The following is a 17,534-nucleotide window of genomic DNA, read 5'->3' as shown; positions in this document are numbered from 1 at the left end:
TGATAGCGTCTGGTCGATGACCGCGCAGAGCTGGATCGCCCGACTGCTGAAGTTCGAGCGGGACGGCGACACCTTCCGGATCCACGAGCCCAAACGCTCGGCAGTTGCGCGCCTCTACGGCGGGCTCATCGCCGCTCAGGCGCTGGCCGCAGCGGGGGCCACCGTCGGGCCCGGCAAACTACCGCAGTCGCTGCACGCATACTTCGTCCGCGGGGGTCGTTACGACGCCGAGGTCGAATTCCAGGTCGAGCGCACCCGCGATGGCCGCAGCTTCGACACCCGCCGGGTCACCGCGATCCAGAACGGCGCGGTGATCCTGGAGATGATCGCGTCGTTCCACTTGCCCGAGCCGGGTGAGGACTGGTACCCCGACCTTCCGTCCAACCTTGAATTCGACTCTGCCGCACCGAAAGAGACAATGCTCGACTTCGGTGACTGGTTCGAGCTGCGCACCGTGCCCGGCGACGAAACGGAGTTCGCGGTCCCGCCGTTCTGGATCAGATCACGCAAACAGATCGAGGACGATCCGTTGATCAGGGCCGCAACACTGGCGTTCATGTCTGACCTGGGTCCGGTCCCGGCCGCGCTGCCGCCCCATGTCGAGTTGCGACGCAATCTCGGTTTCGCCGCCAGCCTGGACCACGCGATCTGGTTTCACCGCCCGTTCCAGCCCGAGCAGTGGCACCGGTACGAGGTGCGGTCGGTGAATCACAACGATTCGCGAGGCCTGTCGGTCGGATCGCTCTATGCGCTGGACGGGACGCTGGTCGCCAGCACCACCCAGGAAGCACTCTGGCGCCTGTGACCCGCTTTGACACGTGTCGAGGACTGTGACGAAGCGCGCGTTGACGCGATAAACCCACAGATCAGACAATTATTTCCGTGTTGGGAAAAAACGAGCGGGAACTGGTGGCTGACGTCGAGGAGCGATTGGTGAAGCGCTTCGCAGAGGTCCCGCCCGCTCGTGTGTCCACCGCGGTACTCGCCGCCCACACCCGATTTCAGGACAGCTCCGTCCGCGACTTCATCCCGCTTCTGGTGGAGCGCCGCGTGAGTGCCGAGCTGGCCGCCCTCAGCTGAGCTACAACCGCGCTTTCACGGCCGCCGACAACCGCGCGCCGTCCGCCTTACCGTCGGCGATCGCCGTCGCGACCTTCATCACCTGCCCCATCTGACGCATGCTCGGTCGCTCGCCGATGTCCTCGGCCACCTGAGCGATGGCCGAGTCGGCGACATCGGCCAACTCGGCGTCGGTCAACGGCGTCGGCAGGTATTCGTCGATGACCCTGGCCTCGGCATGCTCGTTGGCCGCCAACTCACCACGCCCGTTCTGCGTGTAAATCGCGGCGGCTTCCCCGCGCTTCCTGGATTCGCGGGCCAGCACGGCGATCACTTCGGCGTCGGACAGCTCACGCGCCTCCTTGCCGGAGACCTCCTCGGTCTGTATCGCGGCCAACAACATTCGCAGCGTCGCGGTTCGCAACTTGTCCTGCGACTTCATCGCCGCGGTCAGATCCGCGCGCAACCGGTCCTTGAGTTCGGCCATGGCCACAACCTACGCCGCCCGGCGGCAGGTCACGTTGTCAATTTTGCCGGTGATCGACAGGATGGAGAGATGACCAACGACGCCGGCGGGTATTCGCCGTACCCGCCGCCGCCGGGCCAGCCGGGTTACGGACCCCCGCCCGGTTACACGCCACCACCCGGTTACGGACCGCCACCGGGTTATCCGCCGCCACCCCCTGGCTACGCACCACCACCCGGCTACGCGCCGCCACCCGGGTATCCGCCGCCACCACCCGGTTACGGACCGCCGCCCGGTTACGCGCCGCCACCGGGCTACGGACCGCCACCACCTGGTTACGGACCGCCGCCCGGCTATCCGCCCTACGGGCCCCCACCGGGCTACTCGGTGGCATTCAAGCCGGGAGTCATACCGCTACGGCCACTGAGCCTTTCGGACATCTTCAACGGCGCCGTCGGCTACGTGCGGGCCAACCCCAAGGCCACGCTCGGGCTCACCACCGTCGTCGTCGTGGTCGCGCAGGTCATATCGCTGCTGCTGCAGATCGGCCCGCTGACCACGTTCGGCGATTACACCTCGACCCTGCAGGGTGATACGCCGTCGCCGGAAGCTCTCGCATTGGTCTCTGCGGGCAGCCTGGCCGGCGTCATCGTCGCGGCGCTGTCGGGGGTGTTGCTCAGCGGCATGCTCACAACGGTGGTGGGGCGTGCCGTCTTCGGTGGAACGATCACCATCGGCGAGGCCTGGCAGCGGCTGCGCGGCAGGTTCTGGGCGTTGCTCGGCCTGACTGCGCTGGAAGCCTTGGCATTCGGTCTGATCGGCGCGATCATCGCGCTCATCATCGTGATCGCCGCGAGCGCGGGCGGTGGCGTGGCGGCGTTCGTCGTCGGTGCGCCGCTGGTGTTGGCGGCCATCGTCGGGCTCGTCTACGCGGGCACCGTGCTGCTGTTCGCGCCGCCGCTGATCGTGCTGGAACAACAACGGATATTCGCCGCCATCGCACGGTCGTTCGCTCTGGTGAAGGGCGACTTCTGGCGCGTGCTGGGCATCTGGCTGTTGGCGGGCATCGTGGCCAGCCTGGTCGCCGCGGCGGTCGGCATACCGTTCGGCATCGTGGGCGGGCTGCTCAGCGGCTCGCCGTCCGGCATCTCGATACCGGGGCTGATCGTCTCGGCGATCGGCAGTGTCATCGGACAGATCATCACTGCGCCGTTCAACGCGGGTGTGGTCGTGCTGCTCTACACCGACCGGCGCATCCGCGCCGAGGCCTTCGACCTGGTGCTGCAGACGGGTGCGGCCGGGCCTGCCGAATCCACCGACCAACTGTGGCTGACTCAGCCGAGGTGACGTGAGCGCCATCGACATCGACCGCGACGCCGCGCACGACGCCGCGCAAAACGAGCTCAGCAAGCCGATCTACCCGAGATCGTCGGCGACGCAGCAGTTCCTCGACTGGATCACCGAGCTGTTCTATCGGCTGGCCATGCAGGGTTCGAAGATCCCAGGCGGCTGGTTCACCATCGCCGTACTGGCGATCCTGCTCGTGCTGGCCGTGGTGATTGCCGTGCGGACGGCGCGGCGTACGATGCGCACCAACCGCGGCCGCCAGTACGCGCTGTTCGGCAGTCAGGAGCTCAGCGCGGCCGAACATCGCCGCACGGCCGAGCAGTATGCGGCCCAAGGCAATTGGGCGGCCGCCATTCGTCACCGGCTGCGCGCGGTGGCCAGACATCTGGAGGAGACGGGGGTTCTCGACCCGGTGCCGGGCAGAACCGCGACCGAACTGGCGCGCGACGCATCAGTCACCCTCGGCGATCTGTCGAGCGAACTATTCAGCGCCGCAGGCACATTCAACGACGTCACCTACGGTGAACAGCCGGGCAGCGAATCGGCGTACCGGACGATCGCCGATCTCGACGGCCGGTTGCGCGACCATGGCCGCACGCCGGTCGGCGCCGCAGCGGCAACCACCGGTACCGACGGTTGGACACCGGTGCGATGACGTTGCGTTGGCGCACAGCGCGATGGGTGCTGCTGGCTGCGGTTGCCATCGTCGCGGTGGCCGCGGTCAGCACCTACCTGACCGCCCCGCGCCCGGGCGGCAGGCTCGATCCCGAAGCGACCGGACCCGACGGCGCGCATGCCCTGGTCTCGCTGCTGCGCCAGCACGGTATCGACGTGATCACCGCCAACACGGTCGGCGACGTGCAGCGCGCCGCTACTCCCGACAGCCTGGTGGTAGCCGCGCAGACGTTGTATCTGTCCGATGACGATCAGTTGCACCAGCTGGCCTCGGCGCCGGGCGATCTGCTGCTGATCGAACCCGTCGGCAAGACCCGAGAGGCGTTGGCACCGAAGATCAAACAGGGCAAGGCCAGTTCGTTCGGCGGGGGTGCCCCCGACTGCGATCTGCCCGAAGCCGCCCGCTCCGGTGATGTCGAGCTCGGCCTGACCAACACGTTCGAGCCCGTCGGCGACACGAAGGTGACGCGGTGCTACGAGGGCGCTGTGGTGCGCTACCAGGACGGTGGTCGAACCATCACCGTCGTGGGCACCGGGGACTTCATGGCCAATGGCGGCCTGCTCAAGGCCGGCAATGCCGCCCTCGCGATGAATCTGGCCGGTGACCGGTCCCGGGTGATCTGGTATGCGCCCCAGCACCCCGAAGGCGAATCACCCGGCAACACCGGCATTTCCGATCTGCTGCCCAGACAGGTTCGGTGGGTCGTGCTGCAGCTGGCCCTTGTTGTGCTGCTGCTCGCGGTGGCCAGCGCCCGGCGACTCGGACCCCTCGTCGCTGAATCGCTGCCGGTGGTGGTGCGCGCGTCCGAGACGGTCGAGGGCCGCGGGCGGCTGTACCGCAGCCGTCGCGCGCGCGACCGTGCTGCCGACGCCCTGCGGTCGGCCACCGTGATGCGGCTGCTGCCGCGCCTCGGGCTCACCACCGGCGCCGCGCCCCAGGCGGTCGCTGCCGCAGTCGCCGCACGCGGCGGAGGTGACGCCGGCACCGTCGGGCACATCTTGTTCGGCCCGGCCCCTGGCACCGATCCCGACCTTGTAGTTCTGGCCAATCAACTCGACGACATCGAAAGGCAGGTCGCGCAGTCGTGACTCAGCCCGCCCTTGATTCCGATACAGCGCGAAATGCATTGCTGTCCTTGCGAAATGAGATCGCCAAAGCGGTCGTCGGGCAGGACGCAGTGGTCAGCGGGCTGGTCATCGCACTGCTGTGCCGCGGCCATGTCCTGCTCGAAGGTGTGCCCGGCGTGGCCAAGACCCTGCTGGTGCGGACCCTGGCCGCCGCGCTGCAGCTGGAATTCAAACGTGTGCAGTTCACGCCCGACCTGATGCCCGGCGACGTCACCGGATCATTGGTGTACGACGCGCGCACCGCCGAGTTCGAATTCCGCGCCGGGCCGGTGTTCACCAATCTTCTTCTCGCCGATGAAATCAACCGGACTCCACCGAAAACCCAGGCGGCGCTCTTGGAGGCCATGGAGGAGCGCCAGGTCAGCGTCGACGGGCAGCCCCGGCCGCTGCCCGACCCGTTCATCGTGGCGGCCACCCAGAACCCCATCGAGTACGAGGGCACCTACCAGCTGCCCGAGGCGCAGCTCGACCGTTTCTTGCTCAAACTCAATGTGCCGCTGCCGCCGCGGGATCAGGAGATCGCGATCCTGGGCCGTCACGCTCACGGCTTCGATCCCCGCGATCTATCCGCGGTACGGCCGGTGGCCGGAGCCGCCGAGTTGGCCGCCGGCCGCGAAGCGGTCCGGCAGGTGCTGGTCGCGGACGAGGTGCTCGGCTATATCGTCGACATCGTCGGCGCCACAAGGCATTCCCCGGCCCTTCAACTCGGGGTGTCCCCACGCGGCGGCACCGCGCTGCTGGCCACCGCGCGGTCCTGGGCCTGGTTGTCCGGCCGCAACTATGTCACGCCCGACGACGTCAAGGCCATGGCGCGGTCGACGCTGCGACACCGCATCGCGTTGCGTCCCGAGGCCGAGCTGGAAGGCGCCACCCCTGACGGTGTGCTCGACGGCATCCTGGCGGCCGTGCCGGTCCCACGCTGATGGTCCTCACCCGCCGCGCCGGTGTCGCCGCGCTGATCGCCGCTGTGCCGATCGCGCTGGCGCCCTGGTCGGCAACGGTTTTCGTGGTGCTGCTGGCGGTGCTGGTGATCGCGATCGGGGTGGATGTGACGTTGGCGGGCCGCCCCGCGTCGGCGGCAATCGTCCGCAGCGGGGACAGCACGGCACGGCTGGGGCAGACCGTGGACGCGGTACTGACGGTGCACAACACCGGGCGTCGCCGGATGCGGGGACAGTTGCGCGATGCCTGGGCTCCGAGCGCAGGCGCCGATCCCCGCACTCACCCATTGAATATCGCTGCCGGACAACAGGTTCAGCTCACGACTCGGTTGCGGCCGGTGCGGCGCGGCGACTTACGGTCGGAGTTCATCGCAGTGCGGGCTATCGGTCCGCTCGGCCTGGCCGGGCGTCAGCGCACATTACCGGTCGCGGGGCATGTGCGGATCTTGCCGCCGTTCCTGTCGCGCAAGCATCTGCCGTCGCGGCTGGCCCGGCTGCGCGAACTGGATGGCGCCATACCGGTGCTGATCCGCGGGCAGGGCACCGAATTCGATTCCCTGCGTGAGTATGTCGTCGGCGACGACGTCCGCTCGATCGACTGGCGGGCCACCGCCCGCCGGGCCGACGTGGTGGTGCGCACCTGGCGGCCGGAACGCGACCGCCGAGTGGTGATCGTGCTCGACACCGGGCGCACGTCGGCAGGCCGCGTCGGTGTCGACCCGACCGCGAGCGATCCGAGCGGCTGGCCCCGGCTGGACTGGTCGATGGATGCGGCGCTGCTATTGGCGGCCCTGGCGTCGCGGGCCGGTGATCACGTGGATTTCCTTGCCTTCGACCGGGTTACCCGCGCCGGGGTGTGGGGCGCGTCGCGCACCGAGCTGCTGGCCCAACTGGTGGAGGCGATGGCGCCGCTGCAACCGGCCCTGGTGGAATCCGACGCGTCAGCGATGGTGGCCGCGGTGACCCGGCGGGTACGCCAACGCGCCCTGGTGGTGCTGCTGACCGACCTCAACGCCTCGGCACTCGACGAAGGGCTCATGGCAGTCCTGCCCCGGCTGTCGACGAAACACCAGGTGCTGCTGGCGGCAGTGGCAGACCCCAGGGTCGAGCGGCTGGCCGCCGGCCGCGACGACGCCGCGCAGGTGTACGACGCGGCAGCCGCGGAGCGGGCCCGCAACGACCGGCGGACCATCGCAACCCGGCTGCGGCGCAACGGCGTTGACGTGGTCGATGCCGCGCCCGAAGATCTGGCACCAACCCTCGCCGACCACTACCTCGCGATGAAGGCGGCGGGGAAGCTCTAGTTTTCCTGCGCGAGCAGACACCGGGGTACCGCAAGGGCGGCGTGTCCCGTACCGCGGCGTCTGCTCGCGGGAGAAAAGCGGGAAAAACCTAGCCGACAGGAACGACGTCGGGCGCGTCCTCGACATCGCCGGTCTCACCGGCCCGCACGGCCTTGCGGCCGAAGTAGATGACGTAGGCCAGGAACGCGACCTCGACGGTGACACCGATGCCGATGCGCACCGCGGTGGGCAGTGGTGACGGCGTCACCATCGCCTCGACCAGACCGGAGACCAGCAGCACCGCCGCCAAACCCACTGCGACAGCGACCACCGCCCGGCCCTGTTCGGCGAGCACCTGCCCGCGCGGCCGGTCACCGGGTGCGATCACCATCCAGCCCAACCGCATCCCGACCGCCCCGGCCAGGAATACGGCACTGAGCTCCAAGAGCCCGTGCGGCAGGATCAAGCCGAGAAACAGATCGCCCTTGTTGGCGGCGAACATCAGCCCGGCGATCACGCCGAGGTTGGCCGCGTTCTGGAACAGCAGATACGGGATGGGCAGCCCGAGCAGGATCGCGAAGCCGATGCATTGGGCAGCCACCCAGGAGTTGTTCACCCACACCTGCAGCGCGAACGAGCCGGCCGGGTTGTCGCTGTAGTACGACGCGAAATCGTGGTTGACCAATTGGTCGATCTCGCTTGGGGTTCCGATGGCGGTATGCACCTCGGGGTTGCCGCCGACCCAGAAGGCCAGGGCGAACACGACCCCCATGAACACCACCGCTGTGCCGAGCCACCAGCGCCATGACCGGTAGGCCACCACCGGGAAAGACACCGTCCAGAACCGGACGAACTCGCGCCAGAGCGGGGCATGCGCGCCGGTGACCACGGAACGGGCCTGCGCCACCAATCCCGACAGCTTGCCGACCAACACCGAATCGCGCGATGCCGATCGCACCATCGACAGATGGGTGGACACCCGCTGGTACAGGTCCACCAGCTCGTCCACCTCGGCGCCGGTCAGCCGTCTGCGCCGTTTGACCAACTGCTCCAGCCGGTCCCAGGTGGCGCGATGGGCCAGCACGAACGCATCGACATCCACCCGGCCGATGGTAATCGGTAGGTTGGGACGCTATGTCCTACCAACCGGCGTCGGCGCCCGGACCTGTGGTGACCGGGGATGCGGTGATCCTCGACATCCAGATCGCGCAGCTGCCGGTGCGCGCGCTCGCCTCGATTATCGACATCCTGGTGATCGTCGCCGGCTACGTCGTCGGGGTGATGTTGTGGGCACTGACCCTCACCCAGCTCGACGATGCGCTCTCGGCGGCGATCCTGATCATCTTCACGGTGCTGACGCTGGTCGGTTATCCGGTAGTCATGGAGACGACGACGCGCGGCCGCTCGCTGGGCAAGATGGCGCTGGGCCTGCGGGTGGTGTCCGAGGACGGCAGCCCGGAACGCTTCCGTCAGGCACTGTTTCGGGCGTTGTCGGGGTTCATCGAGATCTTCATGTTCACCGGCGGCCCCGCGGTGATCTGCAGTCTCATCTCCCCCAAGGGCAAACGGATCGGCGACATCTTCGCCGGCACCTTGGTGATCAGCGAGCGCGGGCCCAAGCTCACACCGCCGCCCGCCATGCCGCCGATGTTGGCGTGGTGGGCCTCGTCACTGCAGCTCTCGGGGCTCGGTACCGAGCAGGTCGAACTGGCCCGCCAGTTCCTGTCCCGGGCGGGCCAGCTCAACCCGCGCATCCGCGACGAGATGGCGCAGCGGGTGCTGCACGAGGTCGCCACGCGGATCTCGCCGCCACCGCCACCCGGCGCTCCGCCGCAGTTCGTGCTGGCCGCGGTGCTGGCCGAACGCCACCGGCGGGAGGTCAGCCGCCTGCTGCCGCCCACGCCCGGCCCATACCCGCAGACGCCGCAGTACGCGCCACCACCGCCACCGCCGCCACCTCCCGGCCAATCCGGCGGATTCGCTCCGCCGAACTGACCACCCGCCGGTGATGGGACACACATGTCCCATTTTGGCCCAATCGTGCTACATTTTGATGCATGAGTATCCAGGTGGCCACCCAGGGCGGAGTGCGTGAGCGCACCCGCAGGGCGATCCTGGATGCCGCGATGACGATGCTGGCCGACCATCCGGCCGCCAGCATGGCCGAAATCGCCGCGGCGGCGAACGTCGGGCGCAGCACGGTACACCGCTATTACCCGGAGCGTTCGGATCTGCTGCGCGCGGTCGCGTACCACGTCCATGCGCTCAGCAGCGCCGCGATCGAACTCGCCGAACCCACCAACGGGCCGCCAGAAGCCGCGCTGCGTCGCGTGGTGGAAAGCCAGCTCGACCTCGGCCCCATCGTGCTGTACATCTACAGCGAACCGACCATCCAGGCCGATCGCGAGCTGGCAGCGCATCTGGACACCGGCGACGAGGCGATCACCGAAGTGCTGGAGCGTGCATCCGCGGAGTGTCCCGAATACCCCCCTGGGTGGGCCCGCCGCGTGTTCTGGGCACTGCTGCTGGCCGGCTACGAGGCCATCAAGCAGGACGGCACCGCTCGGCATCAGGTGGTCGACGCCATCATGAACAGCCTCACCGCCGGCACAGTTCACCTGCCGCGTAGCTGAATTCCTCTGCACTACATAGCTTTTCATTTTTCTTATTGACCTACAGGAGTCTTTTCATGTCCGCCTGCCTCGACGCAACGCCGTCGCAGACAGTCACCACCCCCAAACGCGCCTGGATGGCGCTGGCCGTGCTGATGCTGCCGGTGCTGCTCATCGCCATCGACAACACCGTGCTGGCCTTCGCATTGCCGATGATCGCGGAGGATTTCCGGCCCGCGGCATCGGTACAGCTCTGGATCGTCGACGTCTACTCACTGGTGCTCGCCGCACTGCTGGTCGCGATGGGCAGCTTCGGCGACCGGATCGGCCGGCGCCGCATCCTGCTGATCGGGGCCAGCGGCTTCGCCGTCATGTCGGTCGCGGCCGCGTTCGCCCCGAGTGCGGCGTACCTCGTCGCCGCCCGCGCCGCCCTCGGCGTGTTCGGCGCGATGCTCATGCCCGCGACGCTTTCGCTGATCCGGAACATCTTCACCGAGGCCGGCCCCCGGCGGCTCGCCATCGCGATCTGGGCGTCCTGCTTCACGGCAGGCACCACGCTCGGCCCGATCGTCGGCGGCGCCCTGCTGCAGCACTTCCATTGGGGTTCGGTGTTTCTGGTCGCCGTGCCGATCCTGCTGCCGCTGCTGGTGCTCGGCCCGCGCCTGGTCCCCGAGTCCCGTGACCCGAACCCGGGCCCTGTCGACCTGCTGAGCGTGACCCTGTCGTTCACCGCGATGCTGCCGTTTGTCTGGGCCGTCAAAACCGTTGCACACGACGGGTTGTCGGTGCCGGTCAGCATCGGCTTCGCCGTCGGCATCGTCTCGGGCGTGTTGTTCGTGCGCCGGCAGAACCGCAGTGCCACACCGATGCTCGATATGAGCCTGTTCTCCTACGGCCCGTTCAGCTCGTCGGTGCTCGCGAACTTCCTGTCCATCGTGGGCTTGATCGGGTTCGTGTTCTTCATCTCCCAGCATCTGCAGCTGGTACTGGGCCTTTCGCCGCTGGCGGCGGGTCTGGTCACCCTGCCCGGTGCTCTGGTGTCGATGATCGCCGGTATCGCCGTGGTGAAGGCAGCCAAACGCTTTTCGGTGCCGACGCTGATGGTGGGCGGCTTGACGTTCGTCGCGGCGGGCTTCGCAATGATCATGCTGTTCCGTCACGACCTGACGGTGGTCGCGGTGATCGTGTCGTTCATCGTGCTGGAACTCGGGGTGGGTGTCTCGCAGACGGTGTCCAACGACACCATCGTCGCCTCGGTGCCTGCCGCGAAAGCCGGTGCGGCATCGGCGGTCTCCGAGACCGCCTACGAGCTCGGCGCGGTGGTCGGCACCGCGACGCTCGGCACCATCTTCAGCGCGTTCTACCGGACCAACGTCGAGATTCCCGCCGGGCTTACGCCGGAGCAGGCCGGTGCGGCCGGCGAGAGCATCGGCGGCGCCGTGTCGGTCGCCACCGAGCTGCCCGCGGAAACCGCGGCGCGCCTGCTGGATTCGGCCCGCTCGGCGTTCGACTCCGGCATCGCGCCGACGGCGGTGATCGCGGCGGCGCTGTCGCTGACGGCCGCGGCGATCGTGGCGTGGTCGTTCCGCGGAACCGCTCAGCGGTAACGCAGACCGGCCAGCAGCAGCGCCCCGGCGAGCAATCCGCTGCCCGTGCGGACGTGGTTCCACGCCGTCCAGGTGCTCAGGTATGTCTGCCATTCGGTGGCCGCATCGGCCAGGTCGACACCGTCGAGGTGGTTGTTCATGGGCACGTTGAACAACATCGTGACGACCAGGGGAAGCACCCCGACGATCGCACCGGCCAGCAGCAGCCAGCCGCCCGGCCGGTTCAGCTGGAACAGCGCGACGACGCCGACCGCCATCGCCAGCACCGCCGATCCGAGGAAGAACAACAGGAACGCGGGGTTGGCGTTGGCCTCGGCGTTGATGCCGCGCATGGCGGTGATCGCGGCGACCGGGCCCGTGCGATCCAGACCGCGCATGACGAACGTGGAGAAGCCGTAGAACAGGCCGCCCGCGGCGGCGCTGGCCAGTGCGGTGGTGGCGGTCAGTGTGGTGACGGGGTTCATGGCTTCAGTCAACGGCCATCGGCCGGGACGTTCCATCGCTGGAAGTCCTGTTTACATACGCAGGAGTCTTGAGAGGATGTGCGTGATGACACGCGACTTCGACACACTGATCGCCGAGGCGGACGCCGCACCGGTCGACGGGTGGGATTTCTCCTGGCTCGACGGCCGCGCCACCGAAGCCCGGCCGTCGTGGGGCTACCAGCGACTGCTCGGGCAGCGGCTGTCCTCGGTGACCTCGGCGCTGGATCTGCAAACCGGTGGCGGCGAGGTGCTCGCCGGCGTGCCCGCCTTCCCGCGGACCATGGCGGCGACCGAGGCCTGGCCCGCGAACCTGGATCGGGCCACCCGGCTGCTGGGCCCACGCGGTGTCGTGGTGGTCGCGGCGCGCGACGAGCCACCGCTGCCGTTCGCCGACGGTGCGTTCGAACTCGTGACGAGCCGGCATCCCGTCACGGTGCGGTGGGCGGAGATCGCCCGGGTGCTCACCCCCGCGGGCCGCTACTTCGCTCAACATGTCGGTGCGGCAAGCGTTTTCGAGCTGGTGGAGTTCTTCCTCGGACCACAGCCGGAGGCCCGCGGCAAACGCGATGCGGGCGACGAGAGTGCGGCAGCGCAGGCAGCAGGCCTTGAGATCGTCGACGTGCGCTCCGAACGGCTGCGGATGGAGTTCTTCGACATCGGCGCGGTGGTGTACTTCCTGCGCAAGGTGATCTGGACGGTGCCCGGCTTCACCGTGGCCGGCTACCGCGACCGTCTCCTGCGGCTGCATCGCCAGATCGAATCGGAAGGGCCGTTCGTGGCGCACTCGGCGCGGCATCTGATCGAAGCCCGCAAACCCGGCTGACGGTTACGCTACGGCTGTGGACGCGCTGGCCGGACTACTCGACGGCGTGCGGGCGCGGGGTGCGTTCGTGTTGCGGATGCAGCTGGACCCGCCGTGGTCGATGCGTATTCGCGACGAGGCACCGCTGACCTTGATCTGCCAGACCGCGGGCAGGGCCGTCATCGTCGGCGACACCAGCGGAACGACCTGGCTGGATCCCGGGGATGTGGCGGTGACCCGCGGCACCGAGCACTACACGTTCGCCGACGATCCGGCCACTGCGCCGTCGGTGGTGATCCACCCCGGGCAGCGCTGCACCACGCTCGCGGGCGCCGATCTGCGTTTCGAGCTCTCACTCGGCGTGCGAACGTGGGGCAACGCCGCGGCAGGCGCGAACCAGTCCGTGGTGTGCGCGTACGAGGGCCGCAGTGCGGTGAGCGCCCGGCTGCTCGACGCCCTGCCCGATGTGCTGGTGGTGCGCGGCACCGACTGGGATTGCCCGCTGGTGAACCTGCTCGCCGCGGAGGCGGGCAACGACGGCCCGGGCCAAGAGGCCTACCTGGACCGGCTGCTCGACCTGCTGCTGATGGCGGTGCTGCGCAGCTGGTTCGCCCAGCCCGGCAACGCTCCCGCCTGGTGGCGGGCCGAGCAGGATCCGGTCGTCGGCCCTGCCCTGCGGCTCATGCACCACAACCCCGCGCACCCGTGGACCGTCGCCAATCTTGCTGCCGCCGTGGGATGTTCACGTGCCGTATTCGCCCGTAGGTTCACCGAGCAGGTCGGCGAGCCGCCGATCGCGTTCCTGACCGGCTGGCGGCTGGCGCTGGCCGCCGATTTGCTCTCCGGCAGCCGCGCCACGGTCGCCGCGGTGGCCCGGGAGGTGGGCTATTCGACGCCCTTCGCATTGAGCAGCGCGTTCAAGCGGGCATACGGCATCAGCCCCAACGCACACCGCGCCCTTGCGGGTTGAGACTTGACGCGAGACCGCACACTCGCGACTATCTCACCGAACCCTTTGACACAGAACGGATATCACATGTCGATACGTTGGGGCATCGTCGGGCCCGGTCGAATCGCGGCGAAGCTGGTGAGCGACTTCGCCCACGTACCGGACGCGACAGTGCTCGCGGTAGCCTCCCGATCCGCTGATCGGGCAAGCGCATTCGCCGACAAATTCGGCATCGAGCGCAGCTACGGTTCGTACCGGGAAATCATCGCCGACCCCGACATCGATGTGCTGTACGTCGCGACCCCGCATACGCACCACCACGCCATCGGGCTTGCCGCTGCGGCGGCAGGCAAGGCGTTGCTGGTCGAGAAGTCCTTCACCGCAACCATCGAGGGAGCCGAATCGCTGGTGGACGCGGTGCGCAAGCACGGTGTGTTCGCGATGGAGGCGATGTGGACCCGCTTCCAGCCCGCGGTCGTGGCCGCGCGCAAATTGCTCGCCGAGGGGGCGATCGGCACGGTCCGGTCGGTGCAGGCCGACCTCGGTGTGACGCGGGCCTTCGACCCGACCGATCGGGTGTTCGCCCACGAACTCGGCGGCGGCGCCCTCTTGGACCTGGGCGTCTACGTGGTGTCGTTCGCGCAGATGGTGCTGGGAAATCCGACATCGGTATCGGCGCTGGGTTCGCTCGAACCGTCGGGGGTGGATGCCGACGCGACCCTGCTGCTCGGTTTCGACGAGGGCCGGACCGCCACCCTGATGTGCTCGCTGCACAGCCCGATGCCCGGACACGCCCGGATATTCGGCACCACAGGGTGGATCGACATCCTGCCGCGCTTCCATCACCCGAATTCCTTTGTGCTGCACCGGCAAGGTCACGACTCCGAGCAGTTCGACCTGCCCGCAGTGGGAGACGGGTTCTCGCACGAACTCATCGAGGTCACGGAGGCGCTGAAAGCAGGCCGCACCGAGAGTGCGGTGATGCCGCTCGATGACACGCTGACCGTGCAGCGGGCACTGGAGGATGCGCTGGGGCAACTCGGCGTCCGATTTGTCGAGGCCGACTTCGTGTAATTGTGTGACGCTTGCCTTGGTGGCGGTCGACGGGAAACCGAGGGCGCCCGGGCCAGCCTCCCTACTCAAACGGGTAGATCAAACCATCCCAAATTGGCGTTCCTCCCACCCAGAAATGACAGGACGATGTGTATCAAGTCCCACCTCTGGATGAGGAGAAGAGAATCATGTCCGCCGCCAAGACCTACCCCGCCTCGGAAGTAACCCGGGACAGCATCAGCAAGAACGTCGCCCTGGTTCGGGACGAGATCGCGAGCACCACCTCCAAAGTCAACGAAGAGCAGGTGGCCATCCTGGCTCGCCATCTCGTTCGGGGCGGCCGAGTGTTCGTGGCCGGTGCCGGTCGCAGCGGGCTGGTCCTGCGCATGGCCGCCATGCGGCTGATGCACTTCGGGCTGAACGTGCACGTCGCGGGCGACACCACCACCCCGGCGATCGCCGACGGCGACCTGCTGCTGGTGGCGTCCGGCTCGGGCACCACCTCCGGTGTGGTCAAGTCCGCCCAGACCGCCAAGAAGGCCGGCGCCCGCATCGCCGCCTTCACCACCGATCCGAACTCGCCGCTGGCCGGCCTCGCCGACGCTCTGGTGATCATCCCCGCCGCGCAGAAGACCGACCACGGCTCGCACATCTCGCGGCAGTACGCCGGGTCGCTTTTCGAGCAGGTGCTGTTCGTCATCACCGAGGCCGTGTTCCAGTCGCTGTGGGACCACACCGATGTCGAGGCCGAGGAACTCTGGACGCGCCACGCCAACCTGGAGTGATCGCGCCCGCTACCGGCCTCCACAGTTCCCCACAGACGGCAGAAAGCTGAATTCGATGACCGAAAGCATCCGGCCCGCAGAGCTTTTCGAGGGCAAGCTCGACGAGGCCCTGCTCGCCCCGCCCCTGGCCGAGGTGATCGGCGACGAGATCCCCACCCGGATCGCCATCCCCTTCAAGAGCGAAGACGAGCGCATCCTCTCCGGCGTCTGGGAGGCCGACCCCGGCCTGTCCCGCTGGGAGTTCCTGGACCGCGGCGAATCGATCCACGTCCTCGAAGGCCGCATGGTCGTCACCGAGGATGGCGGCGAGCCCGTCACCGTGGAAGCCGGGTCTGCCGCCTTCTTCCCCATCGGCTGGAAGGGAACCTGGGAGATCCAGGAGCGCATCCGCAAGTTCTTCGTGATCTTCGCGGCTTAACCCGGTCCGCGGTCAGGCCCAGGGGGACACCCCCGGGCCTGTCTGCGTGAGTGGGACCGCCACGGGATCCATGCCCGCACAGAGAAGCCCGCACAGAGAAACAGAAAACAGAAAGGTACAACCAATGACCGAAGTTTTCCGGCCCGTCGACCGCTTCGAAGAGGACCTCGAAGTGGCTCAGCTCGGCCAGCCCTCGGCCGAGGTGCTGGGCGACCCGATCGCTACGCGTTCTTCCGTTCCGTTCATCGACGAAGATCACGGCATCCGTTCCGGTGTCTGGGAGGCCCAGCCGGGTCTGTCCCGCTGGGAGTTCATCGACCGCGGTGAAATCATCCACGTGCTCGAAGGACGCATGATCGTCACGCAGGATGGCGGTTCGCCCGTCACCCTCGAAGCCGGATCTGCCGCCTTCTTCCCCATCGGCTGGACGGGAACCTGGGAGATCCAGGAGCGCATCCGCAAGTTCTTCGTGGTCTACGCGAAGTAGTCAGTGTTTGTCGGGCCCGGGGCATGTCCCCGGGTCCGACAAACCCACTGCCATATCCCGCGGAAACCTTCGCTCTACCCGCCCCACGTGGTACCGACGCCTCTGATCTCGCCACCGACGCGATGATGCCGTCACTGCCCGGCCTCGGCGCAATTCACTTGAATACTGCGACGGCCCTTGACGATCGCGCGACGCGTCGCCCACCTCGAACCACCGCCGAGCTCAACCACTGGTACCCCACCGAGCAGTGGTCACGGGCCCGCAGCCGCACCGACGCAGCTGCGCGGCGATACCGAGGAGCCAGCGGTGCCCAAACCCTCGCACCTACCTCCTACGAGCTGAGTCGAAACATGAAAATCGGAATCCTCACCAGCGGCGGCGACTGCCCCGGATTGAACGCGGTCATCCGCGCCGCCGTGCTCAAAGGCATTGCCGTTCACGGTCTCGAATTCGTTGGGTTTCTCGACGGATGGCGCGGCGTCGTCGAGGGCGACGTCATCGACATCCCGCGCAGCATGGTCCGCGGCATCGCCAAGCAGGGCGGCACGATCCTCGGCACCTCCCGCACCAACCCGTTCGACAACGGCGGCGGACCCGAGGTCATCAAAGGGCACATGGACCGGCTGGGTATCGACTCGATCATCGCCATCGGCGGTGAGGGAACCTTGGCTGCCGCCAAGCGCCTCAACGACGCCGGCTTGAAGATCGTCGGCGTCCCGAAGACCGTGGACAACGATCTCGATGCCACGGACTACACCTTCGGTTTCGACACCGCGGTGCAGATCGCGACCGAAGCGATCGACCGCCTGCGCACCACGGGCGAATCGCACCACCGATGCATCATCGCCGAAGTCATGGGCAGGCACGCGGGCTGGATCGCGCTGCACGCCGGCATGGCGGCCGGCGCCCACGCCATCCTCATCCCGGAACAGAAGATCAGCATCGACCAAATCATCCAGTGGGTGAAGGGCGCTCACTCGCGCGGGCGGGCACCGCTGGTTGTGGTGGCAGAAGGGTTCGTTCCCGAGCACCTGGAGTCGCCGCACTCGCAGCGGGGGCTGGATGCCTTCGGCCGTCCCCGGCTCGGCGGGATCGCCGACCAGCTGGCGCCCGAGATCGAAAGCCGCACCGGCATCGAGACCCGCGCCACCATCCTGGGCCACATCCAGCGCGGCGGCGTGCCATCGGCTTTCGACCGGGTCCTGGCCACCCGGCTGGGCATGGCTGCCATCGACTCCGTGGTGGCCGGCTACTGGGGCACCATGGTCGCGCTGAAAGGCACGGAGATCGAACAGGTGAGCTTCGAAGAGGCCCTCGGCAACCTCAAGGCCGTTCCGCTCAGGCGCTACGAAGAGGCCGCGTACCTGTTCGGCTGAGCTACTCCCCCAACGGTTCTGGCCGACCCGCCGCTGAGGGCGGATCGGCCAGAATCAGTGC

At 68.0% G+C, this 17,534-nt stretch carries 20 protein-coding genes; 17 read left to right on the top strand and 3 right to left on the bottom strand.

The annotated features are described in order from the left end of the window. Positions 1–16: 16 nt before the first annotated feature. Both RMCB_RS08130 and RMCB_RS08125 read left to right on the top strand, forming a co-directional pair. Positions 17–805 (top strand): acyl-CoA thioesterase, encoded by a 789-nt coding sequence (locus RMCB_RS08130; RefSeq protein ID WP_062828387.1) that lies wholly within the window; start codon positions 17–19, stop codon positions 803–805. Positions 806–882: 77 nt separating this feature from the next. Continuing rightward, the gene (locus tag RMCB_RS08125; protein ID WP_062828386.1) at positions 883–1,080 is read left to right on the top strand and encodes a three-helix bundle dimerization domain-containing protein; all 198 of its coding nucleotides are present in this window, start codon (positions 883–885) and stop codon (positions 1,078–1,080) included. A 1-nt stretch (position 1,081) separates the two neighbouring features. On the opposite strand, the gene RMCB_RS08120 is transcribed toward RMCB_RS08125, so the two are convergent. Then, positions 1,082–1,546 (bottom strand): GatB/YqeY domain-containing protein, encoded by a 465-nt coding sequence (locus RMCB_RS08120; RefSeq protein WP_062828548.1) that lies wholly within the window; start codon positions 1,544–1,546, stop codon positions 1,082–1,084. Positions 1,547–1,615: 69 nt separating this feature from the next. Here RMCB_RS08120 and RMCB_RS08115 point away from each other — a divergent pair, with 69 nt between their 5' ends. The 5 genes from RMCB_RS08115 to RMCB_RS08095 are packed head-to-tail and all read left to right on the top strand — an operon-like array spanning position 1,616 to position 6,920. After that, positions 1,616–2,872 carry a DUF7847 domain-containing protein gene (locus RMCB_RS08115; protein WP_062828385.1) on the top strand — a complete coding sequence of 419 codons (1,257 nt, stop codon included), beginning with the start codon at positions 1,616–1,618 and terminating at the stop codon, positions 2,870–2,872. Position 2,873: 1 nt separating this feature from the next. Then, on the top strand, positions 2,874–3,527 hold the full coding sequence (locus tag RMCB_RS08110; protein ID WP_062828384.1) for a DUF4129 domain-containing protein: 654 nt from the start codon (positions 2,874–2,876) through the stop codon (positions 3,525–3,527). Continuing rightward, complete coding sequence (locus RMCB_RS08105) at positions 3,524–4,636, top strand: DUF4350 domain-containing protein (RefSeq protein ID WP_062828383.1); 1,113 nt, start codon at positions 3,524–3,526, stop codon at positions 4,634–4,636. The genes RMCB_RS08110 and RMCB_RS08105 overlap by 4 nt, the downstream gene beginning before the upstream one ends. Then, entirely contained in the window at positions 4,633–5,598 is a 966-nt protein-coding gene (locus RMCB_RS08100; RefSeq protein ID WP_051243726.1) for an AAA family ATPase, read from the top strand. The genes RMCB_RS08105 and RMCB_RS08100 overlap by 4 nt, the downstream gene beginning before the upstream one ends. Then, positions 5,598–6,920 (top strand): DUF58 domain-containing protein, encoded by a 1,323-nt coding sequence (locus RMCB_RS08095; RefSeq protein WP_062828382.1) that lies wholly within the window; start codon positions 5,598–5,600, stop codon positions 6,918–6,920. The genes RMCB_RS08100 and RMCB_RS08095 overlap by 1 nt, the downstream gene beginning before the upstream one ends. 88 nt (positions 6,921–7,008) lie before the next feature. Here RMCB_RS08095 and RMCB_RS08090 read toward each other — a convergent pair whose 3' ends face one another. Continuing rightward, complete coding sequence (locus RMCB_RS08090) at positions 7,009–8,001, bottom strand: stage II sporulation protein M (protein ID WP_062828381.1); 993 nt, start codon at positions 7,999–8,001, stop codon at positions 7,009–7,011. Between the two features lie 32 nt (positions 8,002–8,033). On the opposite strand from RMCB_RS08090, the gene RMCB_RS08085 reads away from it, so the two are divergent. The 3 genes from RMCB_RS08085 (at position 8,034) to lfrA (ending at position 11,118) form a co-directional block, all read left to right on the top strand. Continuing rightward, complete coding sequence (locus tag RMCB_RS08085; protein ID WP_062828380.1) at positions 8,034–8,894, top strand: RDD family protein; 861 nt, start codon at positions 8,034–8,036, stop codon at positions 8,892–8,894. 62 nt (positions 8,895–8,956) lie between these two features. Next, positions 8,957–9,532, top strand: coding sequence for a TetR/AcrR family transcriptional regulator (locus tag RMCB_RS08080; RefSeq protein WP_062828379.1), 576 nt, complete (start codon positions 8,957–8,959; stop codon positions 9,530–9,532). Positions 9,533–9,588: 56 nt separating this feature from the next. Continuing rightward, the gene (gene lfrA, locus RMCB_RS08075; RefSeq protein WP_062828378.1) at positions 9,589–11,118 is read left to right on the top strand and encodes an efflux MFS transporter LfrA; all 1,530 of its coding nucleotides are present in this window, start codon (positions 9,589–9,591) and stop codon (positions 11,116–11,118) included. On the opposite strand, the gene RMCB_RS08070 is transcribed toward lfrA, so the two are convergent. Continuing rightward, a complete protein-coding gene (locus tag RMCB_RS08070) occupies positions 11,109–11,582 on the bottom strand; it encodes an anthrone oxygenase family protein (protein WP_062828377.1) in 474 nt (157 codons plus the stop codon). The two genes, lfrA and RMCB_RS08070, sit on opposite strands and share 10 nt — an antisense overlap. An 85-nt stretch (positions 11,583–11,667) precedes the next feature. On the opposite strand from RMCB_RS08070, the gene RMCB_RS08065 reads away from it, so the two are divergent. The 7 genes from RMCB_RS08065 (at position 11,668) to RMCB_RS08035 (ending at position 17,473) form a co-directional block, all read left to right on the top strand. Then, entirely contained in the window at positions 11,668–12,426 is a 759-nt protein-coding gene (locus RMCB_RS08065; RefSeq protein WP_062828547.1) for a methyltransferase domain-containing protein, read from the top strand. 16 nt (positions 12,427–12,442) lie between these two features. Next, entirely contained in the window at positions 12,443–13,375 is a 933-nt protein-coding gene (locus RMCB_RS08060; RefSeq protein ID WP_062828376.1) for an AraC family transcriptional regulator, read from the top strand. A gap of 66 nt (positions 13,376–13,441) precedes the next feature. Further along, positions 13,442–14,428: a Gfo/Idh/MocA family protein gene (locus RMCB_RS08055; protein ID WP_062828375.1), complete on the top strand. Its 987-nt coding sequence runs from the start codon at positions 13,442–13,444 to the stop codon at positions 14,426–14,428. Positions 14,429–14,595: 167 nt separating this feature from the next. Continuing rightward, the gene (gene hxlB, locus RMCB_RS08050) at positions 14,596–15,192 is read left to right on the top strand and encodes a 6-phospho-3-hexuloisomerase (protein ID WP_062828374.1); all 597 of its coding nucleotides are present in this window, start codon (positions 14,596–14,598) and stop codon (positions 15,190–15,192) included. A 55-nt stretch (positions 15,193–15,247) separates the two neighbouring features. Next, on the top strand, positions 15,248–15,610 hold the full coding sequence (locus tag RMCB_RS08045) for a cupin domain-containing protein (RefSeq protein ID WP_062828373.1): 363 nt from the start codon (positions 15,248–15,250) through the stop codon (positions 15,608–15,610). 124 nt (positions 15,611–15,734) lie between these two features. Next, positions 15,735–16,097, top strand: a complete 363-nt coding sequence (locus RMCB_RS08040; RefSeq protein WP_029369237.1) for a cupin domain-containing protein — start codon at positions 15,735–15,737, stop codon at positions 16,095–16,097. Positions 16,098–16,447: 350 nt separating this feature from the next. After that, complete coding sequence (locus RMCB_RS08035; RefSeq protein ID WP_029369236.1) at positions 16,448–17,473, top strand: ATP-dependent 6-phosphofructokinase; 1,026 nt, start codon at positions 16,448–16,450, stop codon at positions 17,471–17,473. Positions 17,474–17,534 lie beyond the last annotated feature (61 nt).

This window comes from Mycolicibacterium brisbanense (genome assembly GCF_001570425.1).
GTDB lineage: Bacteria > Actinomycetota > Actinomycetes > Mycobacteriales > Mycobacteriaceae > Mycobacterium > Mycobacterium brisbanense.
This window is presented reverse-complemented; position numbering and strand designations above follow the sequence as displayed.